14 protein-coding genes are annotated in these 18959 nt (G+C 64.3%); 9 read left to right on the forward strand and 5 right to left on the reverse strand.

Annotated elements, in window-relative coordinates; all coding sequences use genetic code 11:
- Positions 1-103 precede the first annotated feature (103 nt).
- Positions 104-1426: a T6SS phospholipase effector Tle1-like catalytic domain-containing protein gene (locus AC1MHZ_RS07240; RefSeq protein WP_482966172.1), complete on the forward strand. Its 1323-nt coding sequence runs from the start codon at positions 104-106 to the stop codon at positions 1424-1426.
- 60 nt (positions 1427-1486) lie between these two features.
- Here AC1MHZ_RS07240 and AC1MHZ_RS07245 read toward each other — a convergent pair whose 3' ends face one another.
- The 4 genes from AC1MHZ_RS07245 to AC1MHZ_RS07260 all read right to left on the reverse strand — a co-directional run bounded on the left by AC1MHZ_RS07245 (position 1487) and on the right by AC1MHZ_RS07260 (position 5440).
- A complete protein-coding gene (locus AC1MHZ_RS07245) occupies positions 1487-2815 on the reverse strand; it encodes an MFS transporter (protein ID WP_084855094.1) in 1329 nt (442 codons plus the stop codon).
- Positions 2816-2857: 42 nt separating this feature from the next.
- The gene (lhgO, locus tag AC1MHZ_RS07250; protein WP_084855095.1) at positions 2858-4051 is read right to left on the reverse strand and encodes an L-2-hydroxyglutarate oxidase; all 1194 of its coding nucleotides are present in this window, start codon (positions 4049-4051) and stop codon (positions 2858-2860) included.
- A 104-nt stretch (positions 4052-4155) separates the two neighbouring features.
- A complete protein-coding gene (locus AC1MHZ_RS07255; RefSeq protein WP_084855096.1) occupies positions 4156-4866 on the reverse strand; it encodes a FadR/GntR family transcriptional regulator in 711 nt (236 codons plus the stop codon).
- 220 nt (positions 4867-5086) lie between these two features.
- A complete protein-coding gene (locus tag AC1MHZ_RS07260; protein ID WP_084855097.1) occupies positions 5087-5440 on the reverse strand; it encodes a hypothetical protein in 354 nt (117 codons plus the stop codon).
- A 337-nt stretch (positions 5441-5777) separates the two neighbouring features.
- On the opposite strand from AC1MHZ_RS07260, the gene AC1MHZ_RS07265 reads away from it, so the two are divergent.
- Entirely contained in the window at positions 5778-10643 is a 4866-nt protein-coding gene (locus AC1MHZ_RS07265) for an NAD-glutamate dehydrogenase (protein ID WP_084855098.1), read from the forward strand.
- Between the two features lie 203 nt (positions 10644-10846).
- Here AC1MHZ_RS07265 and ppsR read toward each other — a convergent pair whose 3' ends face one another.
- A complete protein-coding gene (ppsR, locus tag AC1MHZ_RS07270) occupies positions 10847-11665 on the reverse strand; it encodes a posphoenolpyruvate synthetase regulatory kinase/phosphorylase PpsR (RefSeq protein WP_084855099.1) in 819 nt (272 codons plus the stop codon).
- 179 nt (positions 11666-11844) lie between these two features.
- On the opposite strand from ppsR, the gene ppsA reads away from it, so the two are divergent.
- The 7 genes from ppsA to sigX all read left to right on the forward strand — a co-directional run bounded on the left by ppsA (position 11845) and on the right by sigX (position 18944).
- Positions 11845-14220: a phosphoenolpyruvate synthase gene (gene ppsA, locus AC1MHZ_RS07275; RefSeq protein WP_084855100.1), complete on the forward strand. Its 2376-nt coding sequence runs from the start codon at positions 11845-11847 to the stop codon at positions 14218-14220.
- A 95-nt stretch (positions 14221-14315) separates the two neighbouring features.
- Positions 14316-15305: an alpha/beta fold hydrolase gene (locus tag AC1MHZ_RS07280; protein WP_324817247.1), complete on the forward strand. Its 990-nt coding sequence runs from the start codon at positions 14316-14318 to the stop codon at positions 15303-15305.
- Positions 15306-15457: 152 nt separating this feature from the next.
- Entirely contained in the window at positions 15458-15949 is a 492-nt protein-coding gene (gene rraA, locus AC1MHZ_RS07285; protein WP_224458467.1) for a ribonuclease E activity regulator RraA, read from the forward strand.
- Between the two features lie 27 nt (positions 15950-15976).
- A complete protein-coding gene (locus AC1MHZ_RS07290) occupies positions 15977-16972 on the forward strand; it encodes a zinc transporter ZntB (RefSeq protein ID WP_084855103.1) in 996 nt (331 codons plus the stop codon).
- 213 nt (positions 16973-17185) lie between these two features.
- On the forward strand, positions 17186-17437 hold the full coding sequence (locus tag AC1MHZ_RS07295; RefSeq protein WP_043206741.1) for a hypothetical protein: 252 nt from the start codon (positions 17186-17188) through the stop codon (positions 17435-17437).
- A 2-nt stretch (positions 17438-17439) separates the two neighbouring features.
- Complete coding sequence (locus AC1MHZ_RS07300) at positions 17440-18264, forward strand: mechanosensitive ion channel family protein (RefSeq protein ID WP_084855104.1); 825 nt, start codon at positions 17440-17442, stop codon at positions 18262-18264.
- Between the two features lie 113 nt (positions 18265-18377).
- A complete protein-coding gene (gene sigX / locus AC1MHZ_RS07305) occupies positions 18378-18944 on the forward strand; it encodes an RNA polymerase sigma factor SigX (RefSeq protein WP_084855105.1) in 567 nt (188 codons plus the stop codon).
- Positions 18945-18959: the final 15 nt, after the last annotated feature.

An 18959-nucleotide genomic window follows, 5' to 3' on the forward strand; every position in this document is an offset into this window, starting at 1 on the left:
GGCAGGCACAGTGCCATCTGCCTGACCACCTCGGTAATCTGCTGATTTTCCAGGCCAGCGGTTTGCTCCTTCATTGTTCATTTTCGAACAGCGGAAAGGACCGATGGACCTACCACAGCCGACTGGCCCGATCACCTTGCGGATCGGCGTTTTCTTCGACGGGACCGGCAACAACCAAGGCAACAGCGTTGCGCCCGGTGGGGCGGTGGACGGCCGCCTGGGCAGCTACGGCAATGCGCCCAGCAACGTGGCGCTGCTCCATGGCTTGTACCCGCAGGCCAGCGATGGCGCTTCCACGGTGTATCTCAGGTGCTATATCGAGGGGATCGGTACCTGGGCGGGCAAGGACGATTCAGCATTCGCCCAGGCGACCGGCCTAGGCCGCAGCGGCGTCGAGGCCCGTGTCGCGCAGGCCGCCCAGGCGATCGCCGGGCAGATGCGTGCCTGGCTGGCCAGCCGCCCCCAGGCGCAGGTCGTGGCGCTGGAGTTCGACCTGTTCGGCTTCAGTCGTGGCGCGGCGGCGGCCAGGCACCTGGCCAATGACCTGGGCAAAGGGGGCGATAGCCTGCTGGCGCGGACCGGCGTGCTGGGCGAGGGGTTCGACTGGCAGGCCAGGCCGGTCATCAACTTCATCGGCCTGTTCGACACCGTGGCGGCGATCGTCGAGCCGCTCAAAGGCAATTTCAGCCCGGCCAACGACCGCTATGCCGGGCTGCAGCTGGGGCTGGCCGCAGGTGCGGCGCGCAAGGTGGTGCAACTGGTGGCCGCTGACGAGCACCGGCATAACTTCCCGCTGGTGCGCAGTGACAACGACATCGTCGTGCCAGGCTCCCATTCGGATATTGGCGGGGGGTACCTGGAATGCATGGTTGAGCAGATGCTGCTCAGCAAGCCGCGCTCGAACCTGGTGCCGGTGCGCACACCTGTGGAGCAGACCCAGGCCTACATCCTGACCACCGCACAATTGGCCAGGGACCATGCTCATACGCCAGCGCCTGCGCCCCGGGTCTTGACCTGGGAGGAGCCGGTCGAACGAAGCGACCCCCGTGATGAGCCGTACAAACGGGTCTATGCGGCGATACACCGCGAGCGGGAGGTACGTGGGCACTTGTCGCGGGTGTACCTGCGCATCATGCGTGAACTGGCGGTGCGGGCGCAGGTGCCGTTCGCCGAGGTGGACGAGAGGGGCGCGGCGTTCTGCTTGCCGCAGGAGCTGCAGGGGATCAGCCACAAACTGCATGACTTCGCCTTGGGGCGAAGCACTGAGCCGGGGCTGACCGTGGAGCAAAGGCAATTGCTGGAGGCGCGCTATATCCATGCTTCGGCGCATTGGAATGCGCTGAAGGGGCTGCGCAACGGTGAACTGGATGTGTTGTACATCGACCGGCCGGCGGAGGGCGGGCGGGTGATGCATGGCAATCGGTGATTGGCCTGAGCCGGCCCGATCGCGGGACAAGTCGGACCGCGATCAGGCCGGAGGGGCCGGTCAGTTCTTCGAGGTCGAATGCCTGCGCCCCTGGTCCAGCAGCGCAAAGACCACCACCAGCACACCGGAGACCGCCAGGATCAACGCCACGCCATCGGTGGAGTGGGTCGCCGAGCCAGCCACCAGTGCCAGGCCGCCCAGTGGGGCCAGGCCACCGGCCACGGCCGTGCCGATCTCGCGGCCGGTGCCGAAGCCCGAGGAGCGGGTCTGGGTCGGGAATTGGCGGCTGAGGAACGAGCCTTGGGGGGCGAACATCATCGGGGCGAGCAGGCCGGTGCCGATGGCGATGGCGATGTAGATCAGCGTCGGCTCGCCGGTTTCCAACAGCTTCAGGAATGGGAAGGCGAACAACGCCGACAGCAGGCCACCGAGCATCAGCACATGCTTGCTGCTCCAGCGGTCGCACAACCAGCCGAAGAATGGCACGGCGAAGATCGCCACCAGGCTGGCCAGGGTCACCGACAGCGAGGTGACATGGGCTTCGACGCCCTTGAACTGGGTCAGGTAGGCCAGGGAGAAGGTCTTGAAGATATAGCTCAGGGCGTTGTAGCCCACGGCCACGAAGAACACCACGGCCAGGCCCTTGAGGTCGTGCTTGAACAGCAGCTTGAGCGGGGAGACCTGCGGCTTGTCCTTGGCCTGGTCGAGTTCCTTGAAGTCCGGCGTCTCGGGGATACTCTTGCGCACCCACAGGCCAATGCCCACCAGGGCGATGCTGGCGATGAACGGGATGCGCCAGCCACCGGCCAGGAGGAATTCGTTACCGTTCATGGTCAGTAGGTACACCGTCAACGACGACAGCAGCAGACCCAGGTTCAGCCCCAGCGCCGGCCAGGCGCCCTGGCTGCCGCGCTTGCCTTCGCTGGCATGCTCGTAGGAGGTGACGGCTGCGCCCGATAGTTCGGCGCCTGCGCCCAGGCCCTGGATGATACGGATCACCACCAGGATGATCGGCGCCCAGATGCCGATGCTGGCGTAGCTGGGAATCAGGCCGATCAACGCGGTGCACACGCCCATCATGCAGAAGGTGATCACCAGCACCTGCTTGCGGCCGAACCGGTCGCCCAGGTAGCCGAACAGCACGCCGCCGAAGGGGCGGGCGATGAAGCCGATGGCGAAGGTGGAGAAGGCCAGCAGCGAGGCCACCGCCGGGTTGCTGGCGTCGAAGAAGATCTTCGAGAAGACGATCGCCGCCATGGTGGCGTACAGGTAGAAGTCGTACCACTCCAACATCGAGCCGAAAATGGTCGCTGCGGCCACCTTGCGCAGGCGCTTGCGTTGCTGTTCCGGGGTTTCGGGCGCGGCCGGGGCCGCCTCATATACCGACATCTGAGGTTCCTTATTGTCTTTGTAGTTGGGTGTGCAGCAGGTTCAGCGGGCCTTGAGGATCCTTTCGGCGATCATCTGGCCGATGGGAATGGCCGAGGTCGCGGCCGGTGACGGGGCATTGCAGACATGCACCATGCGCGGGGTCTCGGCGAACAGGAAATCGTGCACCAGGGTGCCGTCGCGCATCACCGCCTGGGCGCGGATGCCGGCCTCGTAGGGCAGCAGGTCCTGGACTTCGAGCTGGGGGCAGTACTTGCGGCACTGTTCCAGGTAGCCGCGCTTGAACAGCGAGTTCTTCATCTCGGTGGTGCCGGAGCCGAGGTTGTTCCAGAGGGTCTTCCAGAAGCCGGGGAAGCGCGCGTATTCGGCAACGTCCCGCCAGTTCACCGAGAACTTGCGGTAGTTCTCCCGGCCCAGGCCGAGCACGGCGTTGGGGCCAACGGTGACGCTGCCGTCGATCATCCGCGTCAGGTGCACGCCAAGGAACGGCAGGTCCGGATCGGGGATCGGGTAGATCAGGTGGTTGACGATCTGGTTCTTGCTCGGCGGCAGCCGGTAGTACTCGCCACGGAAGGGGATGATCTGGTGGTCGATCTTCACCCCGGCCAGGCGCGCCAGGCGGTCGGACTGCAGGCCTGCGCAGGCGACCAGCTGGCGGGTGCGCCAGCTCTGGCCGTCGCTGCTGACTTCGACATGCTCGCCGTGTTCCTTGATCGCCCGCACCGTGGTGGCCAAGCGCACTTCGCCGCCGGCCTTCTGGATGACACGGGCCATGGCGTCGCACACCTGCTTGTAATCGACGATGCCAGTGGCATCGAGGAACAGTGCCCCCTTGCCGACGATATTGGGCTCGCGGCGCTTGAGCTCGGTGGCGTCCAGGCGTTCGACCTTCAGCCCGTTCTGCCGGGAGCGCTCGTGCAGCGCCTGCATACGCTGCATCTCCAGGTCGTTGGAGGCCACCAGCAACTTGCCGCAGACCTCGAAGGCAATGCCGTGCTCGGTGCAGAAGTCTTTGGTGGCCTGGGCGCCGCGCTTGCACAGGTCGGCCTTGAGGCTGCCCGGGGCGTAGTAGATGCCCGCATGGATCACGCCGCTGTTGTGGCCGGTCTGGTGACGGCCGAGGCTGGTTTCCTTCTCGAGGATCAGCAGCGATGCGCCGGGGCGCTGTTCGAGCAGGGCCATGGCGGTGGCGAGGCCGACGATGCCGCCGCCGATGATGCAGTAGTCGTAGGTCATGCAGGAGGTACCTTGGATTTCTTGTCGGTGGATCTGCTTATCAGGTTGTCAGACTAAGTAGGGCGTGTGAAAGGCTCGCCAAGCCATTGCGTGTGGCTCCGGTATCAGTCGAGTTCGGGAAGGTCGATTTTCAGGCGCCGTGCCGAGGCCCGCAGGTGCGCTTCGGCGCACGCTGCAGCCGCCAGGCGGTCGCCGTCGGCGATGGCCTGGTACAGCGCCTGGTGTTCGCGGTTGGCATCGGCCGAGCCGCCCACCGAAGAGGTGGCGGAGTTTTCCCAGGCGCTACGCCGCGCGGCCGCCAGCTGGCCGCCGAGAAAATCGTGGAAGGCCACGAAATAGTCATTCTTGCTGGCTTCGGCGATGGCCCGGTGGAAGGCCACGTCGGCGGCGGAGGCGCTGGCCAGGTCGCTACGCTTGTCGAGCATCGCCTGCAGGGCTTGGCCCATGCGCGCCAGGTCCGCGTCGTCGCGACGGCGGGCGGCGATGGCCGCAGCCTGGGTCTCGATCCACAGGCGCATTTCGAACATCTGCGCCAGGTCCGGCTTGCGCCCGTTGCTGCCGGGGAAACGGAAAACGGTGCCGCTGGGGGTTTGTGAAATGTACGAGCCGAGCCCGCGCCGGGCGATGAGCACGCCATCGGCCTTGAGTTGCGCCACCGCCTCGCGCACGACCGAGCGGCTGACGTTCAGCTGTTCGGCCAGTTGCTGTTCGGTGGGCAGGCGCGATTCGGCAGCCAGGCGGCCGGAATCGATCTCTGCGCGGATGGCGCTGACAACCCGTTCGACCAGGGTGTCGGGGCGCTGGAGCTCTAGCATTGGGAATGATTGCCTATTGATCAGGTTGTCAGACAATGCCTGTGCCGGGGGCGGTCTGTCAATGATCTGGCGTTATCGGGGGGGCTGTAGGAGCGGCCTTGTGCCGCGAAAGGGGCGCGCAGCGCCCCTGGCCATCCATGCGTCTATACGCAAGAACCTAGGGCCGCGTTGCGACCCTTTCGCGGCACAAGGCCGCTCCTACAAAGGGGGCGGGTCGGCTTCAGAGCTCGGAAACGAAAGTCCCGGTACCGTCGAGGATGTTGCGCAAGGTCAGCTCGACCTCCTCGAGGTCGGTACCTGCCGAGGTCAGCACGATCTCCAGCTGTTCGGAGCCCTTGAGGGCATCCCGGTCGCTGGCCGCCACTTCGATCAGCAGCCGCGTGGCACTGAGCGTCACCTTCAGGCCGTCGAGCGTCGATGGCTCGTCATCCAAGGTCAGGTCCACGGTGTCTTCGTCCGGGTAACGGGTGAGCAGGAACATCTGGCCCTTGTCGCTGTGGCAGCACAGGGTCGCCATGTTGTCTTCTTCTTCGTCGCAGGGCGTGGCGAAGAGCAGGGCGGTTTTCAATTGCATGGCTGGCTCGGGTCGAAGGTATGAAAGGGGAATTCTGACAGCCTTGCCCGCGTACATAAACGTAAAGTTACCGCCCCTTGACCGAAATTGTCGCAGCGCTGCAAGCCCTGGTGACCACTCAGTCGTTAAGCTGCCCAGTCGATGGACACCCGTAAAGCCACAGCCCGAGGGCGGCAGTCGTCTTTGCAGGTGCTCATCCATGAACGGATGGACGCGAAATGGCGTCCGACGCCTGGTTTTCACCGTCCAGTCGCCACGGGTTGGCTATCGTTGATTCGTGTACGGCGGACGCACGCGACGCTTCACCAAATAACAAAGCCCAAGCGGAGTACCACAGATGGCGTTCTTCACCGCAGCCAGCAAAGCCGACTTCCAGCATCAACTGCAAGCGGCCCTGGCGCAGCACATCAGCGAACAGGCACTGCCACAAGTGGCGCTGTTCGCCGAACAGTTCTTCGGCATCATCTCTCTGGACGAACTCACCCAGCGCAGGCTTTCCGACCTGGCCGGCTGCACCCTCTCTGCCTGGCGCATCATCGAGCGCTTCGATCCCGAGCACCCGCAGGTACGGGTCTACAACCCCGACTACGAACGCCACGGCTGGCAGTCGACCCACACCGTGGTCGAAGTGCTGCACCATGACCTGCCGTTCCTGGTCGACTCGGTGCGCACCGAACTCAACCGCCGCGGCTACAGCATCCACACCCTGCAGACCACGGTGCTCAGCGTACGGCGCGGGGCCAAGGGCGAGCTGGTCGAGCTGCTGCCCAAGGGCACCCAGGGTGAAGGCATCCAGCATGAATCGCTGATGTACTTGGAGATCGATCGCTGTGCCAGCGCCGCCGAGCTGACCACTCTGAGCAAGGAGCTGGAGCAGGTACTGGCCGAGGTACGTGTGGCGGTGGCCGACTTCGAGCCGATGAAGGCCAAGGTCCGCGACCTGGTGGAGCTGGTGGAGCAGACCGCGTTCGGCCCGGCACAACACGACAAGGCCGAGGTGAAGAGCTTCCTGTCGTGGCTGCTGGACAACCATTTCACCTTCCTCGGCTATGAAGAGTTCGTGGTCGAGTCCGATGCCGGCGGTGGCCACCTGGTCTATGACGAAGGCTCGTTCCTGGGCCTGACCCGCCTGCTGCGGGCGGGGCTGGGCGCCGACGACCTGCGCATCGAGGACTACGCCGTCACCTACCTGCGCGAACCCGAGCTGCTGTCGTTCGCCAAGGCCTCGCAACCGAGCCGCGTACACCGCCCGGCCTACCCGGACTACGTGTCGATCCGCCAGATCGACGCCGACGGCAAAGTGGTCAAGGAGTGCCGCTTCATGGGCCTGTACACCTCCTCGGTGTACGGCGAGAGCGTGCGCACCATTCCGTACATCCGGGGCAAGGTGGCCGAGGTGGAGCGCCGCTCGCACTTCGATCCCAAGGCCCACCTGGGCAAGGAGCTGGCCCAGGTACTGGAAGTGCTGCCGCGCGACGACCTGTTCCAGACCCCGATCGACGAGCTGTTCACCACGGTCATGGCGATCGTGCAGATCCAGGAACGCAACAAGATCCGCGTGTTCCTGCGCAAGGACCCGTACGGTCGCTTCTGCTACTGCCTGGCCTACGTGCCGCGTGAAATCTACTCCACCGAGGTGCGCCAGAAGATCCAGCAGGTGCTGATGGAGCGCCTGAAGGCCAGTGACTGCGAGTTCTGGACCTTCTTCTCCGAATCGGTGTTGGCACGGGTGCAGTTGATCCTGCGTGTCGACCCGAAGAATCGCATCGACATCGACCCGCAGCAGCTGGAAAACGAAGTGATCCAGGCGTGCCGCTCCTGGCAGGACGACTATTCGGCGCTGGTGGTGGAGAACTTCGGCGAAGCCCAGGGCACCAATATCCTGGCCGACTTCCCCAAAGGCTTCCCGGCCGGCTACCGCGAGCGTTTCGCGGCGCATTCGGCGGTGGTCGACATGCAACATGTGCTGGCGCTGTCCGAGAGCAAGCCGCTGGCGATGAGCTTCTACCAGCCGCTGACCCAGTTGGCCGAGCGCCAGCTGCACTGCAAGCTGTACCACGCCGATACGCCGCTGGCGCTGTCGGACGTGCTGCCGATCCTGGAAAACCTCGGCCTGCGCGTGCTGGGCGAGTTCCCGTATCGCCTGCGCCACGCCTCGGGCCGTGAGTTCTGGATCCACGACTTCGCCTTCACCTACAGCGAAGGCCTGGACCTGGACATCCAGCAGCTCAACGACATCCTGCAGGACGCCTTCGTCCATATCGTCAAGGGTGACGCCGAGAACGACGCCTTCAACCGCCTGGTGCTGACCGCCGGCCTGCCATGGCGCGACGTGGCGCTGCTGCGCGCCTATGCCCGCTATCTCAAGCAGATCCGCCTGGGCTTCGACCTGGGCTACATCGCCAGCACCCTGAACAACCACACCGATATCGCCCGCGAGCTGACCCGGCTGTTCAAGACCCGCTTCTACCTGGCGCGCAAGCTCACGGTCGACGACCTGGACGACAAGCAGCAACGCCTGGAGCAGGCGATCCTCAGTGCCCTGGACGAGGTCCAGGTGCTCAACGAAGACCGCATCCTGCGTCGCTACCTGGACCTGATCAAGGCCACCCTGCGCACCAACTTCTACCAGCCGGACGCCAACGGGCAGAACAAGCCGTACTTCAGCTTCAAGTTCAACCCCAAGCTGATTCCCGAGCTGCCCAAGCCGGTGCCCAAGTTCGAGATCTTCGTCTATTCGCCACGGGTCGAGGGCGTGCACCTGCGCTTCGGCAACGTGGCCCGCGGTGGCCTGCGCTGGTCGGACCGCGAGGAGGACTTCCGTACCGAAGTGCTCGGCCTGGTCAAGGCCCAGCAGGTGAAGAACTCGGTGATCGTGCCGGTCGGTGCCAAGGGCGGCTTCCTGCCGCGCCGCCTGCCGCTGGGCGGCAGCCGTGACGAGATCCAGGCCGAGGGCATCGCCTGCTACCGCATCTTCATCTCCGGCCTGCTGGACATCACCGACAACCTCAAGGACGGCGGCGTTGTGCCGCCGGCCAACGTGGTGCGCCACGATGACGACGACCCCTACCTGGTGGTGGCGGCCGACAAGGGCACCGCGACCTTCTCCGACATCGCCAACGGCATCGCCATCGACTACGGCTTCTGGCTGGGCGATGCCTTCGCCTCGGGCGGTTCGGCCGGCTACGACCACAAGAAGATGGGTATCACCGCCCGTGGCGCCTGGGTGGGCGTGCAGCGTCACTTCCGTGAGCGCGGCATCAACGTGCAGGAAGACCCGATCACCGTGGTCGGCATCGGCGATATGGCCGGCGACGTGTTCGGCAACGGCCTGCTGATGTCCGACAAGCTCAAGCTGGTGGCCGCGTTCAACCACCTGCACATCTTCATCGACCCCAACCCGGACCCGGCTACCAGCTTCGCCGAGCGCAAGCGCCTGTTCGAGCTGCCGCGTTCGGCCTGGAGCGATTACGACACCAGCATCATGTCCGAGGGCGGCGGGATCTTCCCGCGCAGTGCCAAGAGCATCGCCATCAGCCCGCAGATGAAGGAACGCTTCGCCATCGAGGCCGACCGCCTGACGCCGACCGAGCTGCTGCATGCCCTGCTGCAGGCGCCGGTGGATCTGCTGTGGAACGGGGGTATCGGTACCTACGTCAAGGCCAGCAGCGAAAGCCACGCCGATGTCGGCGACAAGGCCAACGATGCCCTGCGGGTCAACGGCAACGAGCTGCGCTGCAAGGTCGTGGGCGAGGGCGGCAACCTGGGCATGACCCAGCTTGGCCGGGTCGAGTTCGGCCTCAATGGCGGCGCGACCAACACCGACTTCATCGACAACGCCGGCGGCGTGGACTGCTCCGACCACGAGGTCAACATCAAGATCCTGCTCAACGAAGTGGTGCAGGGTGGCGACATGACCGAGAAACAGCGCAACCAGCTGCTGGGCAGCATGACCGATGAAGTCGCCTCGCTGGTGCTGGGCAACAACTACAAGCAGACCCAGGCCTTGTCGCTGGCCGCGCGCCGGGCCCTGGAGCGCATCGCCGAGTACAAGCGCCTGATGGCGGACCTCGAAGCCCGTGGCAAGCTGGACCGGGCCATCGAGTTCCTGCCGTCCGAGGAGCAGTTGGCCGAGCGCCTGGCCGCAGGCCAGGGCCTGACCCGCGCCGAACTGTCGGTGCTGATCTCCTACAGCAAGATCGACCTCAAGGAGCAGTTGCTCAAGTCGCTGGTGCCGGACGACGACTACCTGACCCGCGACATGGAGAATGCCTTCCCGCCGTCGCTGGTCAGCAAGTTCGCCGAGGCCATGCGCCGTCACCGCCTCAAGCGCGAGATCGTCAGCAACCAGATCGCCAACGACCTGGTCAACAACATGGGCATCACCTTCGTGCAGCGCCTGAAGGAGTCCACCGGTATGAGCCCGGCGAACGTCGCCGGTGCCTATGTGATCGTGCGTGACATCTTCCATCTGCCGCACTGGTTCCGCCAGATCGAGGCCCTGGACTACCAGGTCCCGGCCGAGATCCAGCTGACCCTGATGGACGAGCTGATGCGCCTGGGCCGTCGTGCCACCCGCTGGTTCTTGCGCAGCCGTCGCAACGAGCAGGATGCAGGCCGTGACGTGGCGCACTTCGGGCCGAAGATCGCGCAGCTGGGCCTGAAGCTCGACGAACTGCTCGAAGGCCCGACCCGCGAGCGCTGGCAGCAGCGCTACCAGGGCTTCGTCGAGGCCGGCGTACCGGAGTTGCTGGCGCGCATGGTCGCAGGCACCACGCACCTGTACACCCTGTTGCCGATCATCGAGGCCTCGGACGTCACCGGCCACGACCCGGCCCAGGTGGCCAAGGCGTTCTTCGCCGTGGGCAGTTCGCTGGACCTGACCTGGTACCTGCAGGAAATCAGCAACCTGCCGGTGGAGAACAACTGGCAGGCCCTGGCCCGCGAGGCGTTCCGCGACGACATCGACCTGCAGCAGCGGGCGATCACCATTTCCGTGCTGCAGATGGCCGACGCGCCGGATGACATGGACGCCCGCGTGGCCCTGTGGAACGAGCAGCACAAGGTGATGGTCGAGCGCTGGCGCGCCATGCTCGACGACCTGCGCAACGCCACGAGTACCGACTATGCGATGTACGCGGTGGCCAACCGCGAGCTGGTCGACCTGGCGATGAGCGGGCAGGCGGCGGTGATTCCGTCCTGAGTGGGGGATTGAGGTAAAAAGAAAGCCCCGGCAGCGATGCCGGGGCTTTTCTTTTATAGCCTACCGCGTGCCCATGTAGGAGCGGCCTTGTGCCGCGAAAGGGCCGCACAGCGGCCCCGGCAATATCCGCTTGATGCACTGATTCCTTGGGGGCGCTTCGCACCCCTTTCGCGGCACAAGCCCGCTCCTACAGGGAGGCGGTGCTATTTGAAGCGGCGCTCGACGCCTTTTTCCACCAGGATCTTCGCCGAGATCTCCTCCACCGAAAAATGCGTGGAATTGATATGCGGGATGTTCTCCCGTCGGAACAGGCTCTCCACTTCGCGCACCTCGAATTCGCACTGGGCGAAGCTCGAATAACGGCTGTTGGGCTTGCGCTCGTGGCGGATGGCGGTCAGGCGGTCGGGGTCGATGGTCAGGCCGAACAGCTTGTTCTGGTGCTTCTTCAGCACCGCCGGCAGCTGCAGGCGCTCCATGTCGTCTTCGGTCAGCGGATAGTTGGCCGCGCGGATGCCAAACTGCATCGCCATGTACAAACACGTCGGCGTCTTGCCACATCGCGACACGCCCACGAGGATCAGGTCGGCTTTGTCGTAATAATGGGTGCGCGCGCCGTCGTCGTTGTCCAGGGCGAAGTTGACCGCCTCGATGCGCTCCATGTAGTTGGAGTTACCGCCGATCGAGTGGGACTTGCCCACGGAATACGACGAATGGGCGGTTAATTCCTGCTCCAGCGGGGATAAAAACGTCGAAAAGATGTCGATCATGAAGCCGTTCGAGGTGGCCAGGATCTCACGGATGTCCTGGTTGACGATGGTGTCGAAGATGATCGGCCGCATGCCGTCCCGCTCCGCCGCGTCGTTGATCTGGCGGACCATGTTGCGCGCCTTGTCGGGCGTGTCGATGTAGGGACGGGTGAATTTATTGAAAGGAATGCTATCGAATTGTGCGAGCAGGCTTTGGCCCAGCGTTTCGGCAGTGATACCGGTACCGTCGGAGATGAAGAACGCGGATCGTTTCATTTGCACCCTGGGCCTTAAGCTGCCGAAGTTTTCTGGAGTATGATAGGTTCGGTTTGCCGAACGCGTGTGTTCGGCATTCTCACTTATTTTCCAGGTCCAGGCCACAAGCGTCCGGCCAAGTCGGAGTCGACAGGCGGGCGCCCTTGAGCTTTTCCAATACAGTTAGTGGAGAGATCACCTTGGTAGAGTACGTAGTTTCCCTCGATAAGCTCGGCGTCCACGATGTAGAGCATGTGGGGGGCAAGAACGCATCCCTGGGCGAGATGATCAGTAACCTCGCAGGTGCCGGCGTCTCGGTGCCGGGCGGCTTTGCCACTACGGCTCAGGCGTACCGCGACTTTCTCGAACAGAGTGGCCTGAACGACCGCATCCATGCAGCCCTGGACGCATTGGACGTCGATGACGTCAATGCCCTGGCCAAGACCGGCGCGCAGATTCGTCAGTGGGTGATGGACGCCGAGTTCCCGGCGCGCCTGGACGCAGAAATCCGCACCGCTTTCGCCGAAATGGCCCAGGGCAACGACAACATGGCCGTCGCCGTGCGTTCCTCGGCCACCGCCGAAGACCTGCCGGACGCCTCCTTCGCCGGCCAGCAGGAGACGTTCCTGAACATCCGTGGCGTGGACAACGTGATCCGCGCCGCCAAGGAAGTGTTCGCCTCTCTGTTCAACGACCGCGCCATCGCCTACCGCGTGCACCAGGGCTTCGACCACAAACTGGTCGCCCTGTCCGCTGGCGTGCAGCGCATGGTCCGTTCGGAAACCGGCACCGCCGGCGTGATGTTCACCCTCGACACCGAGTCCGGCTTCCGTGACGTGGTGTTCATCACCGGTGCCTATGGCCTGGGCGAAACCGTTGTACAGGGCGCGGTCAACCCTGACGAGTTCTACGTGCACAAGCAGACCCTGCAGGCCGGCCGTCCGGCCATCCTGCGTCGCAACCTGGGCAGCAAGGCCATCAAGATGGTCTACGGCGACGAGGCCAAGGCCGGCCGTTCGGTCAAGACCGTCGACGTCGACCGTGCCGACCGCGCGCGCTTCTGCCTGACCGACGCCGAGGTCAGCGAGCTGGCCAAGCAGGCCATGATCATCGAGCAGCACTACCAGCGCCCGATGGACATCGAATGGGCCAAGGACGGGGACGACGGCAAGCTGTACATCGTCCAGGCACGTCCCGAGACCGTGAAGAGCCGCTCCAGCGCCAATGTCATGGAGCGCTACCTGCTCAAGGAGAAGGGCACCGTCCTGGTGGAAGGTCGCGCCATCGGCCAGCGCATCGGCGCCGGCAAGGTCCGAGTGATCCACGACGTTTCCGAAATGGACAAGGTGCAGCCAGGCGACGTGCTGGTCTCGGACATGACCGACCCGGACTGGGAACCTGTGATGAAGCGTGCCAGCGCCATCGTCACCAACCGCGGCGGGCGCACCTGCCACGCGGCGATCATTGCCCGTGAACTGGGCATCCCGGCGGTCGTCGGTTGTGGCAACGCCACCCAGGTGCTCAAGGACGGCCAGGGCGTGACCGTCTCCTGCGCCGAAGGCGACACCGGCTTCATCTTCGAGGGTGAGCTGGGCTTCGACGTCAAGCAGAACTCGGTCGACGCCATGCCTGAGCTGCCGTTCAAGATCATGATGAACGTCGGCAACCCGGACCGCGCCTTCGACTTCGCCCAGCTGCCGAACGCGGGTGTGGGCCTGGCGCGCCTGGAGTTCATCATCAACCGCATGATCGGCGTGCACCCCAAGGCGCTGCTCAACTATGCAGGCCTGCCGGCCGATCTGAAAGAGAGCGTCGACAAGCGCGTGGCCGGTTACGCCGACCCGGTCGGCTTCTATGTCGAAAAGCTGGTCGAGGGCATCAGCACCCTGGCTGCGGCGTTCTATCCGAAGAAGGTCATCGTGCGCCTGTCGGACTTCAAGTCCAACGAGTACGCCAACCTGATCGGTGGCAAGCTGTACGAGCCGGAAGAAGAGAACCCGATGCTGGGCTTCCGCGGCGCCTCGCGCTACATCAGCGAGTCGTTCCGTGACTGCTTCGAGCTCGAGTGCCGCGCCCTCAAGCGCGTGCGCGACGAGATGGGCCTGACCAACGTCGAGATCATGGTGCCGTTCGTGCGCACCCTGGGCGAGGCCAGCCAGGTCGTCGACCTGCTCGCCGAGAACGGCCTGGGCCGTGGCGTCAACGGCCTGCGCGTGATCATGATGTGCGAGCTGCCGTCCAACGCCCTGTTGGCCGAAGAATTCCTCGAGTACTTCGACGGCTTCTCCATCGGGTCCAACGACCTGACCCAGCTGACCTTGGGCCTGGACCGCGACTCGGGCATCATCGCCCACCTGTTCGACGAGCGTAACCCCGCGGTCAAGAAGCTGTTGGCCAACGCCATTGCCGCGTGCAACAAGGCCGGCAAGTACATCGGTATCTGCGGCCAGGGCCCGTCGGACCACCCGGACCTGGCCAAGTGGCTGATGGAGCAGGGCATCGAGAGCGTGTCGCTGAACCCGGACTCAGTGCTCGAGACCTGGTTCTTCCTGGCCGAGGGCCAAGGCGCAGCCTGATGCAACGAACGCGGGAGCGCTCCAGGGCGCTCCCGCCTGGTTTACCCAGGGCGAGTTCCAGCAATGGATCCCGCCCTTTTTTGTGCAATCGACCTATGCAAAGCAGCAGTACCCTGTTTCCCGTGGCCTTGCTCAGCGCCGAGCGACGCGGTGACCTCAGCGAGGACGTGTACCGGATCAAGGCCGGCAACAGCCCCGACCCCAGCGTGGAACTGGCCGTGACCCGCCTGGGCCTGGCCAGCCAGGCGAGTGCCCAGGGTGTGCCGGTGATCCTCCTGCATGGCAGTTTCTCCAACCGTCGTTTCTGGTATTCACCCAAGGGCATCGGCCTGGGCGCCTACCTGGCCCGGGCCGGGTTCGATGTGTGGATTCCGGAGATGCGCGGCCATGGCCTGTCGCCACGCAATCGCCAGTGGCGGCATAACCGTGTCGCCGACTACGCTCGCTTCGATTTGCCGGTGATCGGCGCGTTCGTCCAGGAACAGGCCGGGCAGGCGCCGCACTGGGTTGGCCATTCCCTGGGGGGCACCACCCTGGCGGCGGCGTTGGGAGGTGGCTACCTGGGTGCAGACGAGGTGGCCAGCGTGGCCCTCTTCGGCTCCCAGGTCAGCCGTGTGTACTGGCCGCTGAAAGTGCCGCCGGTTGCCTGGAGCGCGCGCGTGCTGCTCAAGCGTTTCGCCCAGTTGTCCGGGTCGCGGCTCAGGCGTGGCCCGGAAGACGAACCCATTGGCCTTGCGCTGGAGAGTTTGCGTTGGCACAAGCTGTTCGGGCGTTTCGGCGACAAGCAGGACGACTGGTGGGCCGGGTTGGCGCAGGTCGATGTGCCGCTGCTGGCCGTGGCAGGCGCGGCGGATCACCAGGACCCGGTATGGGCCTGCCGCAAGCTGTTCGAGCAACTGGGCGGGACGCGCAAGCAATTCCTGCGCCTGGGGCGGGAGGAGGGCTTCGATGCGTTCGGGCACGTCGACATGCTGGTGAGCAAGGCGGCGCAGGCGCAGGTGTGGCCGTTGGTGGAAGGGTGGTTGAACGACCCGCTTTCGCCGTTGCCCGGGGCTGCGGTGGTGGAGCCTGGCTTGGCCGGGTGAAGCCAGGCTGGTCTGCTCGGCCCCATCGCCGGCAAGCCGGCGATGGATCTACACCTGGCCTCGACTGACCGAGCAGTCTCGGATGACTGCGAGGGCTTCCCCGGTGTAGCCTTGGGCAACTTCGCTTTCGTTGTGACTGACAGGAGTTTCCCATGCAGCATTACGTAACGCCCGACCTGTGCGACGCCTACCCGGACCTGGTCCAGGTGCTGGAGCCGATGTTCAGCAATTTCGGTGGTCGCGACTCCTTTGGCGGCCAGATCGTCACCATCAAATGCTTCGAAGACAACTCGCTGGTCAAGGAGCAGGTCGAGCTCGACGGCACGGGCAAGGTCCTGGTGGTCGATGGCGGTGGTTCGCTGCGCCGTGCGCTGCTGGGCGACATGCTCGCCGAAAAGGCTGCCAAGAACGGCTGGGAAGGCCTGGTGATCTACGGCTGCGTGCGCGACGTGGATGTACTGGTGCAGACCGACGTCGGTGTCCAGGCCCTGGCCAGTCACCCGATGAAGACCGACAAGCGCGGCATCGGCGACCTCAACGTGGTAGTGACCTTCGCTGGCGTGACCTTCCGCCCGGGCGAGTACGTGTACGCCGACAACAATGGCGTGATCGTCTCGCCAAGCCCGTTGAAGATGCCCGAGTGACGCGCTGCGCGCGCTGATGGAGCTGGAATGTTCGAGGAAGACAACGCGCAGTGGGGGCTGGTCCATGCCCTGGTGCTCGACGGCAAAGGCGGCGCGCGCTCGATTGCCCGGACCGAACTGGACGACCTTGCCTTGCAGGCCGGGGAAAGCCTCTGGCTGCACTGGGATCGCAGCCATCCCCAGACCCGCACCTGGTTGCTGCACGACAGTGGCCTGAGCGAGTTCGCCTGCGAGCTGCTGCTGGAGGAGAACACCCGCCCACGCCTGCTGCCGCTGGCCGAGGAGCAGATGCTGCTGTTCCTGCGTGGGGTCAACCTGAACCCGGGGGCTGAACCCGAGGACATGGTATCGGTGCGTATCTTCGCCGAGGCCCGACGGGTGATCTCGCTGCGCTTGCGGCCGCTGCGTGCCAGTGACGAGATTCTCCAGCAGTTGGACGAGGGCCGGGGGCCGAAGTCGGCGTCCGAGCTGTTGCTGCTGATGGGCGAACTGCTTACCGAGAAGGTCCAGGCGTTGGTCGATGACCTGTCGGAAGTGGTCGACCTCGAGGAAGAGAAGGTTGAATCCGACGAACGGTATAGCCCGGTGCAGGGCAGTCTGCAGCAGATCCGCCGCCGTGCCGCCGGCCTGCGTCGATTCCTCGCGCCGCAGCGGGAGATCTACGCCCAGCTCTCGCGCAACAAGTGGAGCTGGTTCGCCGATGGCGATGCCGACTACTGGAACGAGTTGAACAACAGCCTGACCCGTTACCTGGAGGAGCTGGAGCTCACCCGAGAGCGGGCTGCACTGGTGCTCGAGAGTGAGGACCGGCGGCGCAGCGAGCGCATGAACCGGACCATGTACCGCTTCGGCATCATCACCTGCATCTTCCTGCCCATGAGCTTCGTCACCGGCCTGCTGGGCATCAACGTCGGCGGTATCCCGGGCGCCGACAGCCCCTATGGTTTCCTGCTTGCCTGCGCCGTGGTGCTGGGCTTGGCGGCAGGGCAGTGGTGGCTGTTCCGGCGGTTGCGGTGGGTATGATTCAGCCTCGTCTGTCGTGCCACCGCCATCGCGGGGTAAGCCGGCTCCCACAGTTTCGGTGCACCCTTTCAACTGCCGCTGAGTCTGTGGGAGCGGGCTTGCCCCGCGATGAGGATTGCCAGAGGCCAAAGCATTTTGAAACATTCGTGCCACATCCAGGTGTGACCCATCGGCCCGTGCCCTCGTCTTTGACAGACATCACGCGAGGTGCCCATGCACGATCCGTTTGAAGAATCCTTGCGCGACCTGCTCAAGGCATCGCCGTCCGGCCAGGACCGTGACGATGCCGCTTGCCTGGGTCGCGTCCTCAAGACCGCCAACCGCCAGGTCGGTGCGGGTGATCTGTTCAGCTTGCTCGGCCGTTGGAGCCAGGCGCTGATGATCGCCGTGAACAATGGCTCGGCGCATGTCGCGCCGGTGCGCCGCAACCCTGCCGCAGGCAGAAAAGCTGATAAGGCCGATTGAATATGGAACTCGATCTCTGGACCCAGAGCCTGGTCACTGCGATGACCGCCCTTTGGACCAAGGTGGCGAACTTCATCCCCAACCTGTTCGGCGCCCTGGTCGTGGTGCTGCTCGGTTTCGTGGTGGCCAAGCTGCTCGACACCCTGTTGTCCAAGCTGCTGGCCAAGTTCGGCCTGGACCGCCTGATGAGCGGCACCGGCCTGACCAAGATGCTCAGCCGCGTCGGCATCCAGGTGCCCATTTCCACCCTGATCGGCAAGATCGTCTACTGGTTCGTACTGCTGATCTTCCTGGTCTCGGCCGCGGAGTCCCTGGGCCTGGAGCGGGTTTCAGCGACCCTCGACATGCTCGCCCTGTACCTGCCGAAAGTGTTCGGCGCGGCGCTGGTATTGCTGGCCGGCGTGCTCCTGGCGCAGTTGGTCAATGGCCTGGTGCGCGGCGCCGCCGAAGGGGTGGGCCTGGAATATGCCGCCGGGGTCGGGCGTATCGCCCAGGGCCTGGTCATCATCATCAGCATCTCGGTGGCGATCAGCCAGTTGGAGGTCAAGACCGACCTGCTCAACCATGTGATCGTCATCGGTTTGATTACCGTTGGTCTGGCCGTTGCACTGGCGATGGGCCTGGGCAGCCGGGAAATCGCCGGGCAGATCCTGGCTGGAATCTACGTGCGTGAACTCTACCAGGTCGGCCAGCAGGTGCGGATTGGAGAGGTCGAAGGGCAGATCGAGGAGATCGGTACGGTCAAGACGACCCTGCTGACCGATGATGGCGAATTGGTGTCGTTGTCCAATCGGGAATTGCTCGAGCAGCGAGTCAATAGCCGCTAACCGCACAAAAGCTGTTAATGTATGCCGCCGCGAAAACCGGCCCATGGGGCCGAGCGGCGACATTGACCCGACTGTCGGCCAGATCCGTTTTGAATAAAGTTCATTCGCCGCCCATGCGCTATGACCCCCGAGAACTCACTGACGAGGAGTTGGTGGCGCGTTCGCATGAGGAGCTGTTTCACGTAACCCGCGCCTATGAGGAGCTCATGCGGCGCTACCAACGGACCCTGTTCAACGTCTGTGCACGTTACCTGGGGAACGACCGGGATGCCGACGATGTCTGTCAGGAAGTGATGCTCAAAGTGCTGTACGGCCTGAAGAACTTCGAGGGAAAGTCCAAGTTCAAGACCTGGCTCTACAGCATCACCTACAACGAATGCATTACCCAGTACCGCAAGGAACGACGCAAGCGAAGGCTGATGGATGCCCTGAGCCTGGACCCTATGGAAGAGGCGTCCGAGGACAAGGCACCGAAACCTGAAGAAAAAGGCGGGCTGGATAAATGGCTGGTGCATGTGAACCCGATCGACCGGGAAATCCTGGTGCTTCGATTTGTCGCAGAGCTGGAATTCCAGGAGATCGCAGACATCATGCACATGGGCCTGAGCGCCACGAAAATGCGCTACAAGCGTGCGCTCGACAAGCTTAGAGAGAAATTTGCGGGGCTCACTGAAACTTAGTGGCGCGTAAATATC

Source organism: Pseudomonas sp. FA-1 (assembly GCF_056856075.1).